Origin of the sequence: Arthrobacter sp. NPDC056886 (assembly GCF_042788715.1) — a bacterium.
Lineage (GTDB): Bacteria > Actinomycetota > Actinomycetes > Actinomycetales > Micrococcaceae > Arthrobacter.
This window is the reverse complement of the sequence record NZ_JBHUBT010000014.1, coordinates 56048-74534: the sequence shown is the minus strand read 5'-3', so window position 1 is coordinate 74534 and position 18487 is coordinate 56048. Positions and strand designations below refer to the sequence as shown.

Annotated in this window: 16 protein-coding genes and 2 pseudogenes; 12 read left to right on the top strand and 6 right to left on the bottom strand. The window is 63.0% G+C overall.

Annotated elements, in window-relative coordinates; genetic code table 11:
• Positions 1–10: 10 nt before the first annotated feature.
• On the bottom strand, positions 11–580 hold the full coding sequence (locus tag ACFRJ8_RS20955; RefSeq protein ID WP_377988293.1) for a hypothetical protein: 570 nt from the start codon (positions 578–580) through the stop codon (positions 11–13).
• A gap of 840 nt (positions 581–1420) precedes the next feature.
• Between ACFRJ8_RS20955 and ACFRJ8_RS20950 the strand changes: the two are divergent.
• The 3 genes and pseudogenes from ACFRJ8_RS20950 to ACFRJ8_RS20940 all read left to right on the top strand — a co-directional run.
• Positions 1421–1501 (top strand): annotated as a pseudogene (locus tag ACFRJ8_RS20950) (LacI family DNA-binding transcriptional regulator); the annotation flags it as partial.
• 377 nt (positions 1502–1878) lie between these two features.
• Positions 1879–2250 carry a substrate-binding domain-containing protein gene (locus ACFRJ8_RS20945; RefSeq protein ID WP_377988292.1) on the top strand — a complete coding sequence of 124 codons (372 nt, stop codon included), beginning with the start codon at positions 1879–1881 and terminating at the stop codon, positions 2248–2250.
• Positions 2148–2393, top strand: coding sequence for a substrate-binding domain-containing protein (locus tag ACFRJ8_RS20940; RefSeq protein ID WP_377988291.1), 246 nt, complete (start codon positions 2148–2150; stop codon positions 2391–2393). Before ACFRJ8_RS20945 ends, ACFRJ8_RS20940 begins: the two co-directional genes overlap by 103 nt.
• Here the strand turns inward: ACFRJ8_RS20940 and ACFRJ8_RS20935 are convergent.
• Positions 2393–2593 (bottom strand): annotated as a pseudogene (locus tag ACFRJ8_RS20935) (IS256 family transposase); the annotation flags it as partial. The gene ACFRJ8_RS20940 and the pseudogene ACFRJ8_RS20935 sit on opposite strands and share 1 nt — an antisense overlap.
• A 162-nt stretch (positions 2594–2755) precedes the next feature.
• Positions 2756–3043, bottom strand: a complete 288-nt coding sequence (locus ACFRJ8_RS20930; RefSeq protein ID WP_377988290.1) for a hypothetical protein — start codon at positions 3041–3043, stop codon at positions 2756–2758.
• Positions 3044–3321: 278 nt separating this feature from the next.
• On the opposite strand from ACFRJ8_RS20930, the gene ACFRJ8_RS20925 reads away from it, so the two are divergent.
• From ACFRJ8_RS20925 to ACFRJ8_RS20910, 4 genes are all read left to right on the top strand, one after another.
• Entirely contained in the window at positions 3322–4275 is a 954-nt protein-coding gene (locus ACFRJ8_RS20925) for a lipid kinase (protein WP_377988289.1), read from the top strand.
• Between the two features lie 119 nt (positions 4276–4394).
• A complete protein-coding gene (locus ACFRJ8_RS20920) occupies positions 4395–4868 on the top strand; it encodes a carbohydrate ABC transporter permease (RefSeq protein WP_377988288.1) in 474 nt (157 codons plus the stop codon).
• Positions 4865–6493, top strand: a complete 1629-nt coding sequence (locus tag ACFRJ8_RS20915; protein ID WP_377988287.1) for an alpha-amylase family glycosyl hydrolase — start codon at positions 4865–4867, stop codon at positions 6491–6493. The genes ACFRJ8_RS20920 and ACFRJ8_RS20915 overlap by 4 nt, the downstream gene beginning before the upstream one ends.
• A gap of 379 nt (positions 6494–6872) precedes the next feature.
• Complete coding sequence (locus ACFRJ8_RS20910; RefSeq protein ID WP_377988286.1) at positions 6873–7424, top strand: HNH endonuclease; 552 nt, start codon at positions 6873–6875, stop codon at positions 7422–7424.
• A gap of 178 nt (positions 7425–7602) precedes the next feature.
• On the opposite strand, the gene ACFRJ8_RS20905 is transcribed toward ACFRJ8_RS20910, so the two are convergent.
• Together ACFRJ8_RS20905 and ACFRJ8_RS20900 are read right to left on the bottom strand one after the other, a co-directional pair.
• Positions 7603–8505, bottom strand: a complete 903-nt coding sequence (locus ACFRJ8_RS20905) for a hypothetical protein (protein ID WP_377988285.1) — start codon at positions 8503–8505, stop codon at positions 7603–7605.
• 474 nt (positions 8506–8979) lie between these two features.
• Positions 8980–9279: a hypothetical protein gene (locus ACFRJ8_RS20900; RefSeq protein WP_377988284.1), complete on the bottom strand. Its 300-nt coding sequence runs from the start codon at positions 9277–9279 to the stop codon at positions 8980–8982.
• Positions 9280–9758: 479 nt separating this feature from the next.
• Between ACFRJ8_RS20900 and ACFRJ8_RS20895 the strand changes: the two genes are divergently transcribed.
• The 3 genes from ACFRJ8_RS20895 (at position 9759) to ACFRJ8_RS20885 (ending at position 14030) form a co-directional block, all read left to right on the top strand.
• Positions 9759–10217: a DUF4352 domain-containing protein gene (locus ACFRJ8_RS20895; RefSeq protein WP_377988283.1), complete on the top strand. Its 459-nt coding sequence runs from the start codon at positions 9759–9761 to the stop codon at positions 10215–10217.
• 239 nt (positions 10218–10456) lie between these two features.
• The gene (locus ACFRJ8_RS20890) at positions 10457–10945 is read left to right on the top strand and encodes a hypothetical protein (RefSeq protein WP_377988282.1); all 489 of its coding nucleotides are present in this window, start codon (positions 10457–10459) and stop codon (positions 10943–10945) included.
• Positions 10946–12965: 2020 nt separating this feature from the next.
• Positions 12966–14030: a glycerophosphodiester phosphodiesterase family protein gene (locus ACFRJ8_RS20885; RefSeq protein ID WP_377988281.1), complete on the top strand. Its 1065-nt coding sequence runs from the start codon at positions 12966–12968 to the stop codon at positions 14028–14030.
• A gap of 141 nt (positions 14031–14171) precedes the next feature.
• On the opposite strand, the gene ACFRJ8_RS20880 is transcribed toward ACFRJ8_RS20885, so the two are convergent.
• Positions 14172–14552, bottom strand: a complete 381-nt coding sequence (locus ACFRJ8_RS20880; protein WP_377988280.1) for a VOC family protein — start codon at positions 14550–14552, stop codon at positions 14172–14174.
• Between the two features lie 266 nt (positions 14553–14818).
• Between ACFRJ8_RS20880 and ACFRJ8_RS20875 the strand changes: the two genes are divergently transcribed.
• Positions 14819–16231, top strand: a complete 1413-nt coding sequence (locus ACFRJ8_RS20875) for a low temperature requirement protein A (RefSeq protein WP_377988279.1) — start codon at positions 14819–14821, stop codon at positions 16229–16231.
• Between the two features lie 253 nt (positions 16232–16484).
• Positions 16485–18380 (top strand): helix-turn-helix domain-containing protein, encoded by a 1896-nt coding sequence (locus ACFRJ8_RS20870; protein ID WP_377988278.1) that lies wholly within the window; start codon positions 16485–16487, stop codon positions 18378–18380.
• The last annotated feature ends 107 nt before the right edge of the window (positions 18381–18487 follow it).

Below are 18487 nucleotides of genomic sequence, written 5' to 3'. Positions count from 1 at the left end.
TTTCGCGCTGTTAGCTCAGAACGAGCCCGATGACGCTGCGATTCACTAGAAAATCGCGCACTTCATCCCGCCGCCCAATTGCTTGAGGGGATCTAAAGTATTCAACCCTCATCAAACGAGTCATTTGATCGTCTTGCACAAATCCAGGATCATTCTTCGATGCGCGTACTTCCGCTTTAAGCGCCGCCACTAAGTCCTTGAGGAAATTAGTGGATGCTGAATAGACGCTATCCGCAGGCTCAAGCAGGGCCGTCCAGTAGTCGATTACAAAACTGCGCGCCGAGGCCAGCGCGAAACATCTACCCTCAAATCTACGCTCAATCTCGCAAATTAACTCTGGAACAGATTCGAAAATTAACTCATCTAATTCAAAGTATTCGGCGGCGGAGAGTGGCAGATACGCCCACACAGTCAAGTCGCTGTCCACTCCGCCCACGGCCGTGAACAGTATCTTCTCGCCACCTAGATCAAAGATGCCGGCGACTGGGACGTCGTCTTCATGCCAGGCATCTAGATTTGAAGCTGATGGACTAGGAAGCCACGGACGAGAACCGACGTGCACAATAGTGTCCAGGTTCACGGTTTCACCTTCTCGTTTATTTCGTTAAACAGTGAGTCTAGCGCACTCACCATCTCGTTCGACCAGGGGACTTCGGGTGCAGACGCGGGATCTGCCGGCCACACGACCGATGCGTGAAGGCTGGCTTTCACTCTACGTGCAGGGGTATGAACTACACCGAATCCGAGCTGCCGAATATCGCCCACTGTCGCGACCCTAACCATGCGTGATAGCAGTTCGCCGTCGATCGGGTTCCTGCCAACGACGTTCGTAAACGCGGCTTCAACGTCCAGGTTCCCGATAAGAACCGACATGTCCGACTCGCCGGGCAAACGAGGCTGCGGCCTGAAGCTTCCGTCTTGGTCATTCAGTTGGGTAACAATCTGGCTATCAGGAAGACATTCATACGGGTTAGGACCACACGAGCAGCCCTGTCGTCGTCGGCCAGTCACTTGTCTCCTTGTGCCCCTACGTTTCGAAAAACCTATCTTATCTCACCGTCCCGATCTTAGCGCTACGGCCATCAGTTCCCAGGAGTCCGCCCAAGAACGTCTGGTAGCGGTAGTCGTAAGGCATGGTGGCGCTCGGCTGCCGCCATAAGGAGGTCGATCCGCTGTGGTAGCCTCCCCCCGGTCCGGCGCCGGACCGGCAGCCCGGGTTCGAGCCACTCGAGTGCCCGATCGATATCGTCGGCACTAATGATCTTCCCGGTTTTAGCCCGTTTACGAAACGCAACGCGATCCCATGCCCACCCCTTACTGTTGATCCTGCACGCAACGAAACCGTTGACGTAAACCGTTTGCGTAACGCTTACGCAAACTGGCAATGCAGCCCAGAAGACACCCTCAGTGAGGAGAAACAGTGGTCACCATCCGCGATGTCGCCAAGCACGCCGGCGTTTCTCCGGCCACGGTTTCTCGGGTTGTCAACGGCCTCGTGGGCTACTCCGACGAAACCAGGAAACGCGTCAAAACCGCCGTCAAGAGCCTCAGCTACGAGACGGACTACCTCGCCCGGGGCCTCAAGACCCGGCAGACCTCCCTGATCGGGCTGCTCGCCCCGATGGTGTCGGATGCCCTGGCCTCCCAGGTCATGCAGGGCGTGGAGGAGGAAGCCCAGGAACGCGACTACGCCGTCATGCTCGGGCGCACCGGGGCCAAATCCGCCTACATCGCCGGCTACCTGCGGACCCTGCGCACCTACCGGGCCGCCGGGGTCATCCTTATCTCCGCGGTGATCACGCGGAGACGCGGCAGCTACTGGGGCCCAACGTCCCCATCATTTCCGTCGCCATCTGCGACAAATCAGGCTCGCCCAGCGTGGCCATCGACGACGAACAGGCAGCCTACGACACAACCCGTCACCTGCTCCGGCTCGGCCACCGGCGCATCGGCCTCCTCACCGGCGACCCGGCGTCGGTCCACGTCGCCCAGCCCCGCAAACGCGGCTACCTCCGCGCCATGACCGAGGCCGGCTGCACACCGGTGACCGCCACGGGCAGCTTCTTCTACGAAAGCGGCGCACCCGGCGTCGACAAGCTGCTGCAGCAGGAACCGGCCTCACCGCAATCTTCGCCATCAGCGACGAGATGGGCGCCGCCGTCGTCAATGAACTGCAACGGCGCGGCCTCAGGGTGCCGGAAGACGTCTCCGTCCTCGGCTTCGACAACACCTCCACCGCCCTGCACGTGAAACCGCCGCTGAGCACCATGGCCCAGCCCCTCGAGGAGATGGGCCGAATGGCCGTAAAAAAGCTGCTGCGCTCCCGCGACCTGGGGCCGAAGATCATGCCGCACCGGCTGATCGAGCGCGGTTCCGCGTCATGCCTTTCCTAGCCGAGGTGCCCGGTCAGCTCCTCGTCCAGGGCGGTCTGGATGACGGTCTTGGTCAGCATCTTCAGCAGCCCGTCAGGACCGGTCGGGGACAGCCCCCGCTCCTTCGCCATCCTCACCAGTTCGCGGGCAGCGTCGGCCTCGGTCGTTTCTGTCTGGTCAACGGTTTTGGTACTCGGCATAGCCTCAAGTGTTGCGGCCATATCGGGCTCTTTCCCGTCAGGCTTACCGCCCGGCGTGTCGAGCCGGATACACCGCTAGCTGCCCGGCTGGCACGAAAAAGGAGGCCGATGACGACACCCAGTGTCGCCGTCGGCCTCCTTTTATGCCCCCGCGGTGGTGCTATCCGCGCATGGGGCTGGCCCCTAGGCCGCCGTCGGAAGCGTTACGTAGCTGCCCTCGGTGACGCCGGCGCCAACAACGGGAGTGCCGTCTATTGTGACATAGCTGCCCCGGGTGACGGGGGGCAGGTTTCGTGCGCCAGCGACCGTGACATAGCTGCCCTCGACGCCGGCGGGGACGCTGCCGGCGGGGAGGGTCACGTAGCTGCCGCCGCGCACTGCGGTGTCAGCGACACGGGTCCCGGTAGCCGCCTTGAGGGTGGCTTCGGTGGTGGATGAGGAGGGTGTGGGGCGTTCGGTCAGCAAAGTCATGGGTTCTCCGTGGGGTTTCGGGATGAGGGACGTACAGGTTCTTGTGCCGCTCAAGCAGGAGGGCGGTTGCGCGTTGTGTCGCTTGCCCCGCTGGCCCGGGTGTCTTCACCGGTGCGGTACTCAAGGGCTACGGCGGCCTGCACCTAACTTTACAGGCTTATCGTGAGCTACTCAGAATAAGGTGGGAAGGCTCACGTCTTACGCAAGGCATCTATGGACTACTCCGAACGGCGCCGGCGCCATAGAAAGGCACAGGTCCGTCACCTAACATGGCCCACATGAAGACTGCCCGGGACGCACGCTCTGCCGCCGTTGTCATCAACGCCGGATCCCGCCGAGGGGCGGCACCCGAACTTGCCGTGGACACGATGCGCAAGGCAGGAGTGCCCATCTCCTCCGTGCACCACGTGCTGTCCGGGGCAGACCTGGCCGGGACGCTTGATCGGGTGCTTGCGGACGGGCACGACATGATCGTTGTTGGAGGCGGCGACGGGACGGTGTCCTACGCCGCCGGCCGGGTTGCCGGCACCAACGTTGTGCTCGGCGTTCTTCCGCTGGGCACCGCCAATGACTTCGCCCGCACGCTGGAGATTCCGAACAATCTTGCCGAGGCGTGCGCTGCCGTCGCCGAAGGGAAGGCGGTGGACATCGACCTCGGCCGGGCCAACAGTGAGCCGTTCCTCAACGTCGCGTCCGTGGGCCTCTCGGTGGCAGTTACCGAAGCTCTCAGCCCCCGCCTGAAGCGGTACATCGGGCCATTGGCGTACAGCATCGCCACGCTTGGGGCTTATGCCCGGCACAAGCCGTTCCGGGCCCGCCTCGAGTTCCCCGAGGGTGACCACGAGCCGCTGGAGCTCGAGGACCTGCTTCAGGTGGCCGTCGGCAACGGCCGGCACTATGGCGGTGGCAACACGGTCTCCCCCACGGCAGGGATCGACGATCACATCCTTGACATCTACGCCATCCTGGCGGGGCCGCTCCGGGAGCACGTGAGCATCGCACGGTTGCTCAAGGACGGAAGCTTCATCAAACACGACCGGGTGTACCACCTGACCAGCCGGCATGTCCGGCTGGTCACCGAGCCGCAGATGCCGGTGAACCTCGACGGCGAGATCGCCGTCACCACGCCGGCCGACTTCACCATCGAGCGCAACGCCGTCCACGTGGTCGTTCCCCAGAGCAGCACCAGTGCGCTGTTCGACGGGCCGGGCACCGCCAACTGGCCGTCCTGAAGGGGTTGTTTCCGAAGCAGGCACCACTCCGGCGCCTCTCCCTTACTGTTGATGAGGCAAGTCACGAAACCGTTTACGTAAACCGTTTTCCGAAACCGATTACGTTCCCCGGCATCTCCGTGGTGGTGCCGCTGCTGCGCCTCTTCATGGACCTCGGCTGGATCAACACCTACCAGGCGATGATCGTCCCCAGCCTGTCCTTCGCGATCCCGCTGGCGGTCTGGAACCTCACCACGTTCATGAAGGCCCTGCCGTTCGATCTGGAGGAGGCCGCGATGATCGACGGCTGCACCAAGTGGCAGGCGTTCCGCCGGGTCCTGCTCCCGCTGGCCGCGCCGGGCGTGTTCACCACCGCGATCCTGACCTTCATCCACAGCTGGAACGAATTCATCATCGCGCTGTCCATGATCAACGACTCCAAGATCCAGACCGCCACGGTCGCGATCTCCAAGTTCACCGGCGCCACCGAATTCCAGGCGCCCTTCGGCGAGCAGATGGCCGCCGGCGTAATCGTCACCGTACCGTTGGTGATTATGGTGCTGATCTTCCAGCGACGAATCGTCGAAGGCCTCACCGCGGGCGCGAGCAAATGAGCCCTGTTCCGCACGTGATTCCGGTCGAGGAAACGACGCTCGCGCCGGCCCCCGAGTGGTGGCAGTCCGCCGTCATCTACGAGGTCTACCCGCGCTCCTTCGCCGACGGCGACGGCGACGGCGTGGGCGACCTCGCCGGGCTCATCGCCCGGCTGCCCTACATCGCCGCCCTCGGCGTGGACGGCATCTGGATGACCCCGTTCCAGCCCTCCCCGCAGGTGGACCAGGGCTACGACGTCACCGACTACTGCGGCGTGGACCCGCTGTTCGGCACCATGGAACAGTTCGATACTTTGCTGGATCTCGCCCACTCGCTGGGGCTGCGGATCCTGCTCGACGTCGTGCCCAACCACTGCTCCTCCGAGCACCTGCTGTTCCAGGCGGCCCTCGCGGCCGGCCCGGGCTCCTCGGAACGGGACATGTTCCACTTCGTTGAAGGCCGCGCCGCCGAGACCCCGCCGAATAACTGGCAGAGCGTCTTCGGCGGCCGGGCGTGGAGCCGCGCCAACCCGGATTCGGCGACTGACAAGGACTGGTATCTGCACCTGTTCTCGGCCGGGCAGCCGGACTGGAACTGGCGCAATCCCGCCGTCGGCGATTATTTCGACGGTGTGCTGCGCTTCTGGTTCGACAGGGGCGTGGACGGGCTACGCATCGACGTCGCGCATGCGCTGTTCAAGGCTGACGGGCTGCCGGACTCGCCCTCGACGGGCGGGGTGGTGGACGGGCTGCGGTCCAACCCGCAGGTCTCGGACCAGGAGGACGTCCACGAGGTCTACCGCCGCTGGCGCACCCTGGCCGAGAAGTATGAGCCGCACCGGCTGCTGGTGGGCGAGGTCAATCTGGAACCGGCCCGCGCGGCCCGCTATACCCGGGCCGATGAGATGCAGCAGTCCTTCGCCTTCGCGTTCGTAAAACTCGGCTGGGATCCGGAGGCGTGGGCCGCCGTCGGGAACAAGCTCGAGGCCGCCCGGCAGCTCCACGGCGCCGCCCCCACGTGGGCACTGGAGAACCACGACATCGTCCGCTCCGTCACCCGCTTCGGCGGCGGCGAGCTCGGCAGCCTGCGAGCCCGGGCGGCTCTGGTGGCATTGCTCGGACTGCCCGGTGCCGCCTACATCTACCAGGGCCAGGAACTCGGGCTGCCCGAGGTCGACGTCCCGGTGGAGGCCCGCGTGGATCCGATGTGGGCCCGCGGAGGCGTCTGCCGCGACGGCGCCCGCGTCCCGCTTCCGTGGACCAAAGACGCGGCACTGACCCACGGGTTCTCGCTCGCAGAGACTGCCGCGAAACCATGGCTGCCGATCGCGGCGGGCTGGGGAACTCACGCCGTCGAGCGTCAGGAGCAGGACGGGCAGTCCACTTTGAACCTCACGAAAGCGGCCCTGGAGCTGCGCCGGCAGTTGTGGAGGAACGAGGTCTTCACCGCAGACGACGGCGGCTGTTGGCGGGTCGAGGCTGGAAACCTCCTCGTCTGTGAACGCAACGCGCACTTCTTCGTCGCCGTCGCGATGGGCGCCGAGCCAGTCAAACTCCCGGCTGGCACCGTGCTGCTCAGCGCCGAACCGCTGGCCGAAGACGGCTGGCTGCAGCCGAACAACGCCGCTTGGGTTCTGAAGGGCTGAAGGCGCTGCGCCCCTACGTGGCATCGAGCCACCGGTGGTCCCCATTGCGGAGCTTGACCGTCTGGGCGAAGGCATCGGTTTATGGAGAGCTGACGTTCCTGACTACGTCTTGGCACGATAGTCATTAGGAACGTTTTCTCTGAAAATGTTGTCACCGGCGAGCAACGGCAGCGTGCAGATCTTCGTAACCGCATCATGTGCAGAGTTCGCATACATAGTGCACATTCCGGCAGTCCCAATATCGTTGACGCACAGCACAAAGCTCGATCCGTTGTTCAGGCCGCGCACGCGATCCCAATGGACAAGGAACAGTAGAATCGACTGAAACTAAACACCGGCGGCCTCGGTCCGCTTCGCGAGATCAGGTAGGTATTTGGGGATGCTGCACAAGGCCGAAAACGTCCGACTTGAATACCGTCGGCGCTTCTGGACCAGTAACGTCGACGTCATTATCACCGTCGGCAGGAAACGTTACTTGTTGGGAAAGGTCAAGGAACAGGCCTTCTTCGAGCGCCTTGAGGCGCAGAGGCATTACCCCAACCTGGTTACAAAAATCAATGGCCGACACTATTGGCAATTTCAGAACAAGTTCTACTGGGAGTCTGACGGCCTCAGGTCCGGTGAGGTCCACGCGCTCCTGGCTATGCGCGAGCAGCGCAAGAGGAGGCAAATCGACACGGCCCAGGCAACCTTCGCTATGGGTTCCGCCCCACGGACGGCGTCAGGCCGCCGGGCCATTCCTGACGACGTAAAGGTGTACGTCATGAGGCGCGACGCGGGCTCCTGCCGCGCCTGCGGTTCTACAACGGAACTGCAGTTTGACCACATCATCCCTCTGGCCATGGGCGGCAGTAATGAGGCGGAGAACCTTCAGATTTTGTGCGGTCCGTGCAATCGCTCCAAGTCGGCGGGGCTAACGGTTCGCCGCTGAGGTGGGGGCCATGCTCCCGCCGGTAATGAGCGGCCTGTCCTGCTGCGGTTATGCGAGCCACCATCAAGACAAACCCGGGCGTCCCTGAAGTCCGCTCCAAGTTCATTGCCCAATAAGAAACCCGCGCAGCCGGAGGGAACTCCGGACTACGCGGGCTATAGCCTGGTCGGCTACTTACCTATGCGCTCCGCCAGCGCAACCGTCCGTCCGTTGCAGGGGCACAGACCATGGCCCTGCCGGTCTTGCTGACACCGGTGCCTCCGCTGCAAAAGGCACCGGGGTGTACATATCCAGCAACCGGTGCCGCCGGTGCCGGTACTTGGGCTGCCTGTCGAGCAGCCTCCGCCGCAGCAGCCTGCTCGGCGGCCACCTTTTCACCGGCAAGGCGCTCCGCCGCAGCCTTGTCAGCCGCCACCTTTTCAGCGGCGACCTTTGCCTCGGCAGCCTTCGCTGCGGCAGCTTTGTCCGCTGCTGCTTTCGCTGCGGCAGCTTTGTCCGCTGCTGCCTTCGCTTCGGCAGCTTTAGCCGCCTCCTGCTTCTGCGTCGCGAGGTTCTTGGAATCGGCTTCGGATAGCCAGACAAGCTTGTTATCGCTCGCCACAGTGCAAGTGAAAATCTCGTCACGGTAAGTCCGTGACTCAGTCGCCGTCGTGCATGCGGCGTTTGCTGGGCTCGTTTCCGTTGGCGTAGCTGTGGCCGACGGCGAGGACTCCGCCGTTTCCGTTTGCGTAGCAGTGACCGACGGCGAGGACTCCGCTACGGCCACAACATGGCTGCCGCTGGGGGCGGCAGTGGCGGCTCCGATTCCACCGCCAACAAAAGTTGCGATGACACCCGATGCAGCCACAATCGCGGCGCTCTTGCGGTGGGGAATGCCCACCCAAGACCGGCGCTTGAACAGTAGCGCGTACAGCCCCGTAAACAGAGCGACGATGCCCAGCAGCGCAAGGACGGAACCGAAGCCGCCGGACGCGGCGGCACTGAGGACCAAGAGCAGCACAATGGCCGCAACAATCCAGAATGATTTGGTTGCCCGCCAGCCGCGCTGCGGGCGCGCTGACGGGGTAGGACTGTCAAGCATGATTCCCCCATGGAAAGTGATGGTCGCACGTGCGACGAGGTCACAGTAGCACCCAAGGTTCTTCGCCCATCCAAAAGTCAATCTGCGCCACGGAACATGACGAAGGATTGCCCGATCCGTTGGAGCTTCGCGGGCAATCACGGAAGGCGACCCTGATTTCCGCAGGCCCCCGTCCGGGTCCGCTCCCCTGGGGCCACGCGGACTACGAAACCACAGGCGGCGAATAGGCAGCGTCCTGGCTGGCCTGTAGGGCGGCCGGTCATGCGCAGAGCCGCCAGCTGCCCTGTCGTCGACGACACCGATATCGCATCGATTTCCACGCTGACGTCGAGGATGTCGAGGTCCGGTTGCCCAAGAAACCAGGCCGGCTATTGGCAGCCGCGACATTCCAACCCGTATGAGAATAGAGGCGCTATTACCACCGGTCCGGCGCACCAGCGCCTTGGGGTCCACCCCCACCCCTTTGCAGACAGGTCAATCGCCAGTGCGTACGAACAGCGACAACACATTTGCGGCAGTTCCCACCGCCAGACCGAGCCCTACGAGCCATACCTGCAAGGCCAGACCATTGAGGGCGTGGCTGTAGATCAAGTGCTTGACGAGTTCGGGCATGTTGGCCAGGTCGCCGTACGTGAACATCGTCTTTCCCGCAGCCTGCTGTTGCTCGCGCTTCTCGTGCCTGCGGTCTCCATCGCCGAATAACTGTGCAGGCTCATGGGCATACTCCTGTTCGATCTCCTGGAGCCGTGCCAGCAAGGCCTCGTTATCCTGCATGTCCTTACGGACTTTCATCCACGCCCAAAGGATCGCGCCAAAGGAGACGACGAAAGCAAGCGCGTCATCAGGATCAGCAATGTCTTCATGAACTTGAGTATTGCAGTACGAGCAACGGCGTCTCACAGCCCATCACGACCGGTCCGGCGGCGCGCTGCGGGAGGTCTACCTCCTTGCAGCAGCCGCATCGATCCTCCGCCGCGGGAGGCGCACACTCTCGGCAGGCCCGGAACCTATTCAAGTACAGTACAAGATTCACGATTTCTCACATATCCGAAGCCGGATTACTGTGCTCGTATCACTCGCACCGTCTTATAGAGGAATCCTTGAAGAAACTCATCGCTCCGCTGGGCCTTTTGGCCCTGCTCGTGTCAGGCTGCTCCGCCCCGGCGGCGTCGCCGCAGCCGTCAGTTCCGTCCGTGGAACCCGTCACCACGGCTTCGGCCACGACTTCTCAGTCAGCATCGCCCACCCCGTCAGTGGCTCCCACAAAGAGCGCACGCGGCAACCTGATCAAGACGATGGGACAACCTGCCGGGTTCACATCAGACGACGGCACGACCCAGGCGGCAACTTTCGTCATCAAGTCAGTTGCGCCGGTCAAGTGCACCGAGGCATATGCTCAACCAGCCAAGAATGGACACTTCCTGGCCGCGACGGTGGATCTGCAGACTTTCCCGGCGTTGGAGTCGATATCCCCCGTCATGATGCAGTCCCCGAACTGGAAGTTCATTGCATCAAACGGAACTACGTTTAACGCTGACCTCGGAGGCAACTCCTATGGTTGCCTGCCGGAGGCTGAGATGATCCCAGCCCGCGTCGGTCCCGGAGAGAAGGTAACAGGAAAAATCGTCTTCGATGTTCCCGCTACCACCGGCATACTTGCCTTCGGTATCGACGGAACTACTCAATGGGAGTGGGTTATCCCCGCGAAGTAGGACAAGCTCTTCGCAAACACCTGCTGCAGGAATCTAGCTCGAGGTTCGAGATGCACCGGGCCTTCGCCTCCCCTTTCGCGAAACTGGGCTAGGATCCGGAGGCGTGGGCCGGCGCCGCTCCGCTGGCCGAGGACGGCTGGCTCCAGCCGAACAGCGCGGCTTGGGTTCTGGGCGGTTAGGGCCGCATTCGCAATGTCGTGTGAGTTCTGTGACTCGCCTGGCCACACTACTGTCATCACATGGACTTCTGGGAGCAAATCGCAATAGGTTTCATCGGCACCGTAGCGGGGGCCGCGGTTGCCCTACTTAGCAGCTGGTTTGCGGGCCGGAGCCAGGCACATTCTAAAGAAGCTGCAGCTTTGAACGGTCTCCTCCTCGATTTGAGTTTGAAGCGTGCTCTCAGTGTCGGCACTCCGCGCATCGCGGATCTCCAAGCAACTGCCGCAGACTTGGGCCGCTGTAAAGAGTCCGTACTCGATACCCGCGGGCTCCTCAGGGATGCCCGTCTTCAGCTCAGACCAAATTCCGGCGCTTTCGACCACTTGGCCCGCATGGCAGGGGCATGCAATCTTTTCCTGCACAAGGCCAACGTCAAACCGGAAAAATATCAGTTCTACCTGTCGGACCTACAGTCCCAACTCGATAAAGAGGCCGATAGTCTCGGCAAATTCAAACGTGTCACATATCAACGCCCCGGCGATAGTGCTTATCTCACGGCCAAGAACTAGGACTAGCAAGCCCAGACTGTCCCGCGTAAGCCTTCTGCTCGCGCCAGCCGATCCATGCGAAAAGGGCCGTCCACGTGGGCCGCTTCACAGTGAAATGGGGAGCGGCATGAGGACGGCCCTTTCGCGTCTGATTTCGTGAATCGTGCGTCGTGCCTGCGGCTCCAAATTACACGTTCGCGTCAAGATGTCTATGTGGACGACTACATTGTCAGCGCGGAAGAAGCTGCAGCCATTCTCGGAATAAGTGGGAAGACCCTTAGGCAACGGCTGCGTGACGAACGCCCTCTGGGTGCTCGGCAATTTCCTCCCCAGCACGGAGGCAACTGGTTCCTCAAGCGGAGCTATGTCGAGCAGCTCGCCGCGCAACGCGGTCGTAGTGTGCCCTGGACCACAAGTTCTTCAGGCAACCGCCCCACGCCCCCACCACCGCGCGCTACCGAGGATGCGCCCGCGCGCAACAGCCGCCCCATCCCCACAGTTGAGATCCCGCATCGAGTCTGGTCGGAATGGATCCCGTTCCAGAATGCTTTGCGAGTCGCACCGCGCTTCCCTGGTGTGTACATGTGTCGGATCGGCAAGGAGCCTGAGAGGGGCCCTGTCTATATCGGCATGGCCGGAGAACGGAAGGGCACCGGCCTCCGTGGTCGCCTAGCAATATACGCAAGCGGCAAAGGAGCCGCTTCCGGCTTGGGAGAGCATGCCTTAGACCGAGCTTTGGAAGACTCGAAATGGCTCCAGGCCCGGCTCGACGAGGCCCTTGCAGGTACTCCGATGCGGGCGACGGCGGCAGCACGTTCAGCGATTGATCACGCGGGCCTCGAAGTACGGTGGCAGACCGTCGAGACCAGGGCTCATGCCATAAAGCTCGAAATTGAGCTTATTCGCGAGTACCGGGCCGGACTCTGGAATCGCTGACGAAGGCTGAACCATGGACATAGTTTCAACTGTTTAGGACAGCAATGACCTCGTCTATAGCCTCAATCCGTCGGGCGATACGCTGTTGCCGCTCCGCTGGGTTGCTGGTTTGCAGTGCCTGATTGCCTGGGTGGAATGTAGGTACTGCTACGAGGCCCCTCCGGACTACCGCTCCGGGAGCAATTTTCAGGAACTTCCGCCACGCCTCTTGAGCGTGGCCGCCCTGCAGCAGCACGACCCGTAGGTCCGGCATGAGCGCTATGAGTCGTCCCAGAACGTGAGCGCCCTCCGTAACTTGTCGAGAGGTTGGAGGCCTGTTGATATACCACGGATATGCGTTCCACGGCGTCAGATCGATAGGATCCAACTTGTCCAGGAACAGCTCGCACTGCTTGGCAGCGGTCGGGTCATCGTTCTCGATGCACAACATACCGCTACCTCCGTCTTTGTGTGTCATTGGCCCGGGGTCGCGGAGGATGCTTAGGACTCGAGCTTTTGTGTCCCCATGCCAAGGCGCGACATACGGCATCCAGCCCTTACCGGCGGATGAACCTTCGGAAATCAGAGAATCTACAAGGCGATTAATTGGCTCCACGTGGTTGTCATAACGGTGTTCCCATTCTTCAACAAGAAAACCCGTGTCTTTCATCCGTCGCGTCATGGGTCAAACACTAGTCACGAATGAAACCTTGTGATTGCTTTTCGCAGCAAGCCGTGGAGGTCTCGCGCCGGCACCGAGGATGTCGCAGACGATGAACAGGAGCAGGAGCTAGGGTCCGAGGACCCGCTTGAGTGTGGGTTCGTCACCCTCGGGAGTTACATCGAAGACTTTGTCGGACGTGGTGCTCATGGTTGACCTCCGCAGCGGGTACACGGCTCCGGAGAGCCGCGGCCGGACTCCCGGCCTCGATGCGACCTACTTCACTGCGATCTTCTGAGGTCAGTTTGGCAACATCAAGGTGCAGTGCCCGCCCACGCATCTCCCGCATCATTGTGTGTTCACTCCAGGTCCAGCTCCCCGAACACGGCAGTCCATCTGGCCTCCCTACGGTGGTCGAGTTGCCGGCGCAGCGCCGGCAACTGTCATCCAGGAGGAACCATTCCCATGCGCACACCCCTGACTGCCGCGGCCGCCGCCGCGCTCCTCGCCGCATTGGCGAGCCCCGCCACCGCCGCAACCAACCCGGAAGCCGGCTCCGCGCCGTCGTCGAACGCTGCCGCAACGGCTGCCATCAAGACCAGCGAACGCAACGGCTCCTTTGACCTGCAGGCCCACCGCGGAGGCCGTGGCGAATGGACCGAGGAATCCCTGGCCGCTTTCGCCAACTCGCTGAAGTTCGGTGTGTCCACGCTGGAGCTGGACACCCACCTGACCTCCGACGGCAAGGTCATCGTCTGGCATGACGACACCATCCAGGCCGACAAGTGCCGCGACACCGCACCGGCGGCTCCCGGCGATACGCAGTACCCGTACGTCGGTGACCGGGTCGCCGAGCTGTCGCTCGCGCAGATCAAGACCCTGGACTGCGGCTTCACGCCGCTGTTGGGGTACCCGGAGCAGCACGTGATCGAGGGCAACCGGATCGCCGAGCTCAAGGACGTCTTCCAGCTGGTGCGCGAAGCCGATGCCAAAAAGGTCCGCTTCAACATCGAGACCAAGGTGGAGGACGGCCGGGCCGGCGGTGAGGGCATGGTGGCCCTGACCAAGGCCGTGGTCACCGAGATCTACACCGCCGGCATGGCCCAGCGCAGCACCGTGCAGTCATTCGACTGGTCTTCGCTGAACCTGACCAAGGAGATCGCCCCGCAGCTGCCGCTCGTTGCCTTGTCCAGCGGCGATACCTGGCTCCAGGTCGGCAAACCCGGCGCCAGCCCCAACCTCGGCGGCATCGACATCGACTCCTACGGCGGCTCGCTCGCCGAAGCCGCGGCTGCCCAGGGCTACGACGTCATCTCCCCAACCTTTAGTTCCGTCACCCCGGGCACGATCAAGGAAGCCCACGAGCTCGGCCTGCCGGTCATCCCTTGGACTGTCAACACCACGGCAGACATGAACCGGCTCATGGACCTCGGCGTGGACGGCATCATCAGTGACTACCCCACCCGGCTGCGCACTGTCATGGAAGAGCGCGGACTGAAACTGCCCAAGGCGTACTCGGCCAAGGGCTGATGCACTGATTTCCAGGGGCCCGCGTTCTGGACAACCGTGGGTACGCTGAAACCGGCTCCCGCCCTGAAGGCGGGGGCTGGTTCCGTCCGAGGTCGTTGCCCCCAGTGATGCTTTGAGCCGTTGATCGCTGCCAGACTCCGGCTACGTGCGCTGGGAGATGTTGATGATGTTGCCCTCGCTGTCCAGGAACCAGGCCGCCTTCCCCCAGCTAGCGGTGGCAACGCCGTTCTCCGTCTTCAGGCCGGGAAAATCGTAGTCTTCGAAGACGACGCCGCGGCCTCGCAGTTCTTCCATCTCGCCTTCGAGATTGTCCGTTTCCCAGCCCATCTGCGTGTTCTTGGCGGTCCCGGCATTGTCCGTCTGGTAAACGAGGAAGCGGGTTCCTTGGCCGCAGCTGTACATGACGGAGCCCTCCTCCATGGATTCGGAGGGCTCGATTCCCAGCTTGTCCCGGTAGTACTCCTTGGCCCTGTTGATGTCCTTCGCGGGGAGGACAGCCATGATGTTTGAATCCTTGAGCATGATGATTCCCTTCAGTGCGCGGATGACCGCAGCGATGGCGAGGCTCCCCCCGGTTTCGGCCCCCGGAATCCTTTATCCGGAGCCCGTGACCGCCCCTTGCGCGCCGAGCCGGGGCCGTCACCTGGGACTCTTTTTACGCCACGCCACGCACGGCCGGCGTGAGGGGTCCCCGAAGTTATGTGGTCATTATGGCCCGGTTTGGGTCTGCGGAAGTAGGGGTGTTGGCATCGCTTCCGTGGGCTTCCGGACGACGCCAGAGTTGAAGGATGAATGAGGCGAGCGGGACTGAGGAAACCGCGGAAACCGGCGGGCTGGTCCTGAACCTGGAGTGGACGCTCGCGGCTCTCCCGGAAGAAGTCTTCAGGATGCTGACGGAACCTGCCGAACTGGTGAGAACTTACCCCGCGTCGCCTGCGAGACCACCCTTGACTTCTCTGCTGACCGTCGTCACTCTTTTCGACAACAGGAGGGGGCGTCCGTCGGCTCCTGAAGCCCCGTGGAGGACACTGATGTTCCGTGCCAGGTCGCTGATGCGTTCCGCGACCACCGGAGACCGGGTTACGCGCATTGAGCTATTCTTCGATCTGGTCTTTGTCTTCGCGCTATCGCAGCTGTCCCATTATTTGCTGGAGCATCCCTCATGGGTGGGGGCCGGAGAGACATTTGTGCTTCTTCTTGCGGTCTATAAGGTGTGGGTGTACACCACCTGGACGGCGACATTGCTGGACACTTCGCGGCTTGAGGTGCAGTGGATGCTGCTGATCGTCATGCTTGTCTCACTGTTCATGAACGCCTCAATCGGCTCAGCGTTTGGCGCCTTCGGCTGGCTCTTTGCTGCGAGCTATCTCCTGGTCCAACTGGGCCGAGGTGCGTGGATCCTCACTGTGGGACTTGACCGGACCACCCACGACCATTTCGTGCGCACGCTGATCTGGGGGTTTATGAGCGCGCCGTTTTGGATTGCCGGCGCCTTCTTCGATCCGGGGCCCCGTTTGATGTTCTGGGGTGTCGCTGCCGCGATCGATCTGGGCGGCCATATGCTGGCGCACCGGTTGCCGGGCCGGAAGACCGAAGGAAGCCGGGTCCCGCTCCCGGGCGAGAGGATCTTTGAGCGGTTCGGGTTGTTCTACCTGATCGCGCTCGGCGAGACAATCCTTTCAACCGGCCTGGCGATAGCGGCCAATCTGGAGGACCCCTTGATACTTCTGACCGGGACCGTAAGTTTGGCCGGAAGCGTCGCGATCTGGTGGTGCTACTTCCACGGCCTCGAGCAGGAGGTTCTGGAGAAGCTTGATTCTGTCGACGATCAGTTCCGGCCCGGTATTTTGGCCGGCAACACCTTGGTGGTGTTACTGGCGGGCCTGATCCTGGTGGCGGTTGGTGATCAGCTCGTCATCACCGATCCGACCGCCCGGCCCGATCTGACTACTGTTCTGCTTATTTTTGGTGGGCCCGCTCTTTTCCTTGCCGCCCGGGGCGTTTTTATTCGACGGGTACTGGGCCACCGCGAACCATCTGATCTCGCCGGCATCGGAGCCTTGGCGGTCCTGGCAAGCTTGAGCTTTCTCCTCCCGGCCTTCGTTGCCGCTATGGGGGCCGTTCTTCCCCTCATCGGTGTGGCATATTCCGACGCCGTGAACCGCCGCCGCCGAAGGCAACGGAGCTCTGGACGGCTATGATCCGGGGCTTCGTTGCCGGGCCACACCTGGAGGGCCTCCTCGAACACGAGCAAGCCTTTGCCGCCGCTCCGGCATTCGAGGACGGCCCGGAGTCCCTGGCAACTCTGCCCAAGCTGTTCACGCCACTGCGCACGGCGTCCCCGGCCTGGGCCCGCCCTCACCTACTAGCATTAGGTTCATGGGTGCCGATGACAGTTCTGCCGTTCGTAGCGGTGGAGTTCCGTCTGGCGATACCAAAGATGCCGGCCAACTCATGGCCATGCTTGACCATGGCGTTTCCGCGGCTGATCTGGAAACCACGCTGTCCGCCTGGCTGGCAGCCGGGGCCATTGACCAGTCCACTGCGGCGGCCGCACGGCGGCTGAATGCCCGGTTGTGGGAGGCGAGCCGCCGGGAGGGCCTGCTGCGCGTCCTGTACGACACGGCCACTGACCTGACCGGCATACGTGACGTCGAGGCAGTGCTCAAGGCCATAGTCCGGCGCACCCGGTCACTGATCGGCAGCGACATCGCCTACCTGAGCCTGAACGACTACGACACCGGCGAGTCATACGTCCGGGTGACCGACGGCGCAACCACCGCTCTCTTCCGCAACATCCGCATGCCCCTCGGCGAGGGCGTGCTCGGCGCCGTCGCGACCGGCGAGGCGCCAGCCCAGAGCGCCGACTACCTGATGGACGAGACCAAATCGCATCTGGAGTCAAGCGACACCGCGGTGGCAGCCGAGGGCGTCCGGGCCATCATGGGTGTCCCCCTTCGTGCAGAAGGGAAAGTCATCGGCGCGCTCCTGGTCGCCGACAGGCATGCGCACCAGTTCAGCAGTGACGACGTCGCCTTGATGGAATCCATTGGTACGCACGCGGCTGTCGCGCTGGAAAACGCCCGCTACTTCAGTGAAATGGCCAATGCCCTCACCCGGCTGGACCAGGCACAGCAGCAGAATCTGGCCCATGTACGGGCCCTGGAGGAGCTCTCCAGCCTGGACCGGCGGCTCATGGAAACCCTGGCCTCAACCGGCAGCCTGCCTTACCTGCTCAACCTGCTGGCCGAGTCCCTGGGCACTGGTGTCTTCTTAGTCTCTCCCATGGGCGAGCCGCTGGCGGAGCTCGCAGCGGACGCAGACTTCGGGAGCCTCCCGGCCCTGAGCGCCGCCGAAGAATCTGCGGCCAAAAGGGCGGCCGTGCGCTTTGCAATCAAGGGCAAGTTGTACACCGTCATGTCCGCCGTCGCGGGCGACCAGCACCTCGCCTCCCTCATCGTCGCCGAGGAACTCAGCCCGGCCCGGCTCGCGGTCCTCGAACGCAGCGCCCTGGTGCTGAGTGTGTCCCTGCTGCTGGAACGCACCTTCCAGGACGCCCAATACCGGCTGCAGCTCGAACTCATCGATGACCTGCTCAGCCCGCGCGCCGAAAACGCCGCCGCACTTGCCCGCAGGGCCGGGCAGTTCGGCCTGGCAAACCACCTCCAGCTCGTGGTGCGCGTGGTGGGGGTCCCCGACGACCAGCGCCAGCGGGCACTCTCCATACTCAGGCACCGGTCCGAGGGCGCTCCGGGAATCATCGCCCTGCACGAATCACACCTGTGCATCATCGAACCCGTGGAACGGCACGACAACCGCCCGAACGAAGCAGGCGGCGCCGGCCGGATCGGCCAGTCCATCATCGACGAACTGAAAAGACGCCGCATCACCGCCACCGTCGGGACGTCCGAACAAGTCACCGGATTTGCCCGGCTGGCCGCCGCGCACACCGAAGCCCACGCCGTCCTCCGTGCACTGCAGGCCCTCTCGCGCAACGGCGAGGCAGCCGACCGGGCCGCCCTGGGCGCCGCCGGAATGTTACTCGGAGCGATGGACAGCCCGTTCGCCGGACAGCTTCTCACTGCACAGCTGGGGCCGCTTCTGGGCTACGACGAGCGGCGGGGAACGCAGCTGGTCCTCACGGCGTGGACGTTCCACGAAAACGGCGGCGCCGCCCAGGAAACCGCAGACTCTCTCCACATCCACCCCAACACCCTGCGGCAACGGCTGGACAGGATCGATGCCCTGATCGGTGCCTCCTGGCGCCGGGGAAGCCGTTCCCTTGACGTCCAAGTGGCGCTGCGCTTGTGGCGGATGAAGACAGCCGGCGTCAGCTCCGCCAGTTCCTGATCTAACGCGCCTGCTTGCCACCAGCTCGAAGGGGCATGGCACCGGCACACATGCGCAGGAGCGATATATGGCGCGAAACCACATGGTGAGGGTCACGTAGCTCTGGA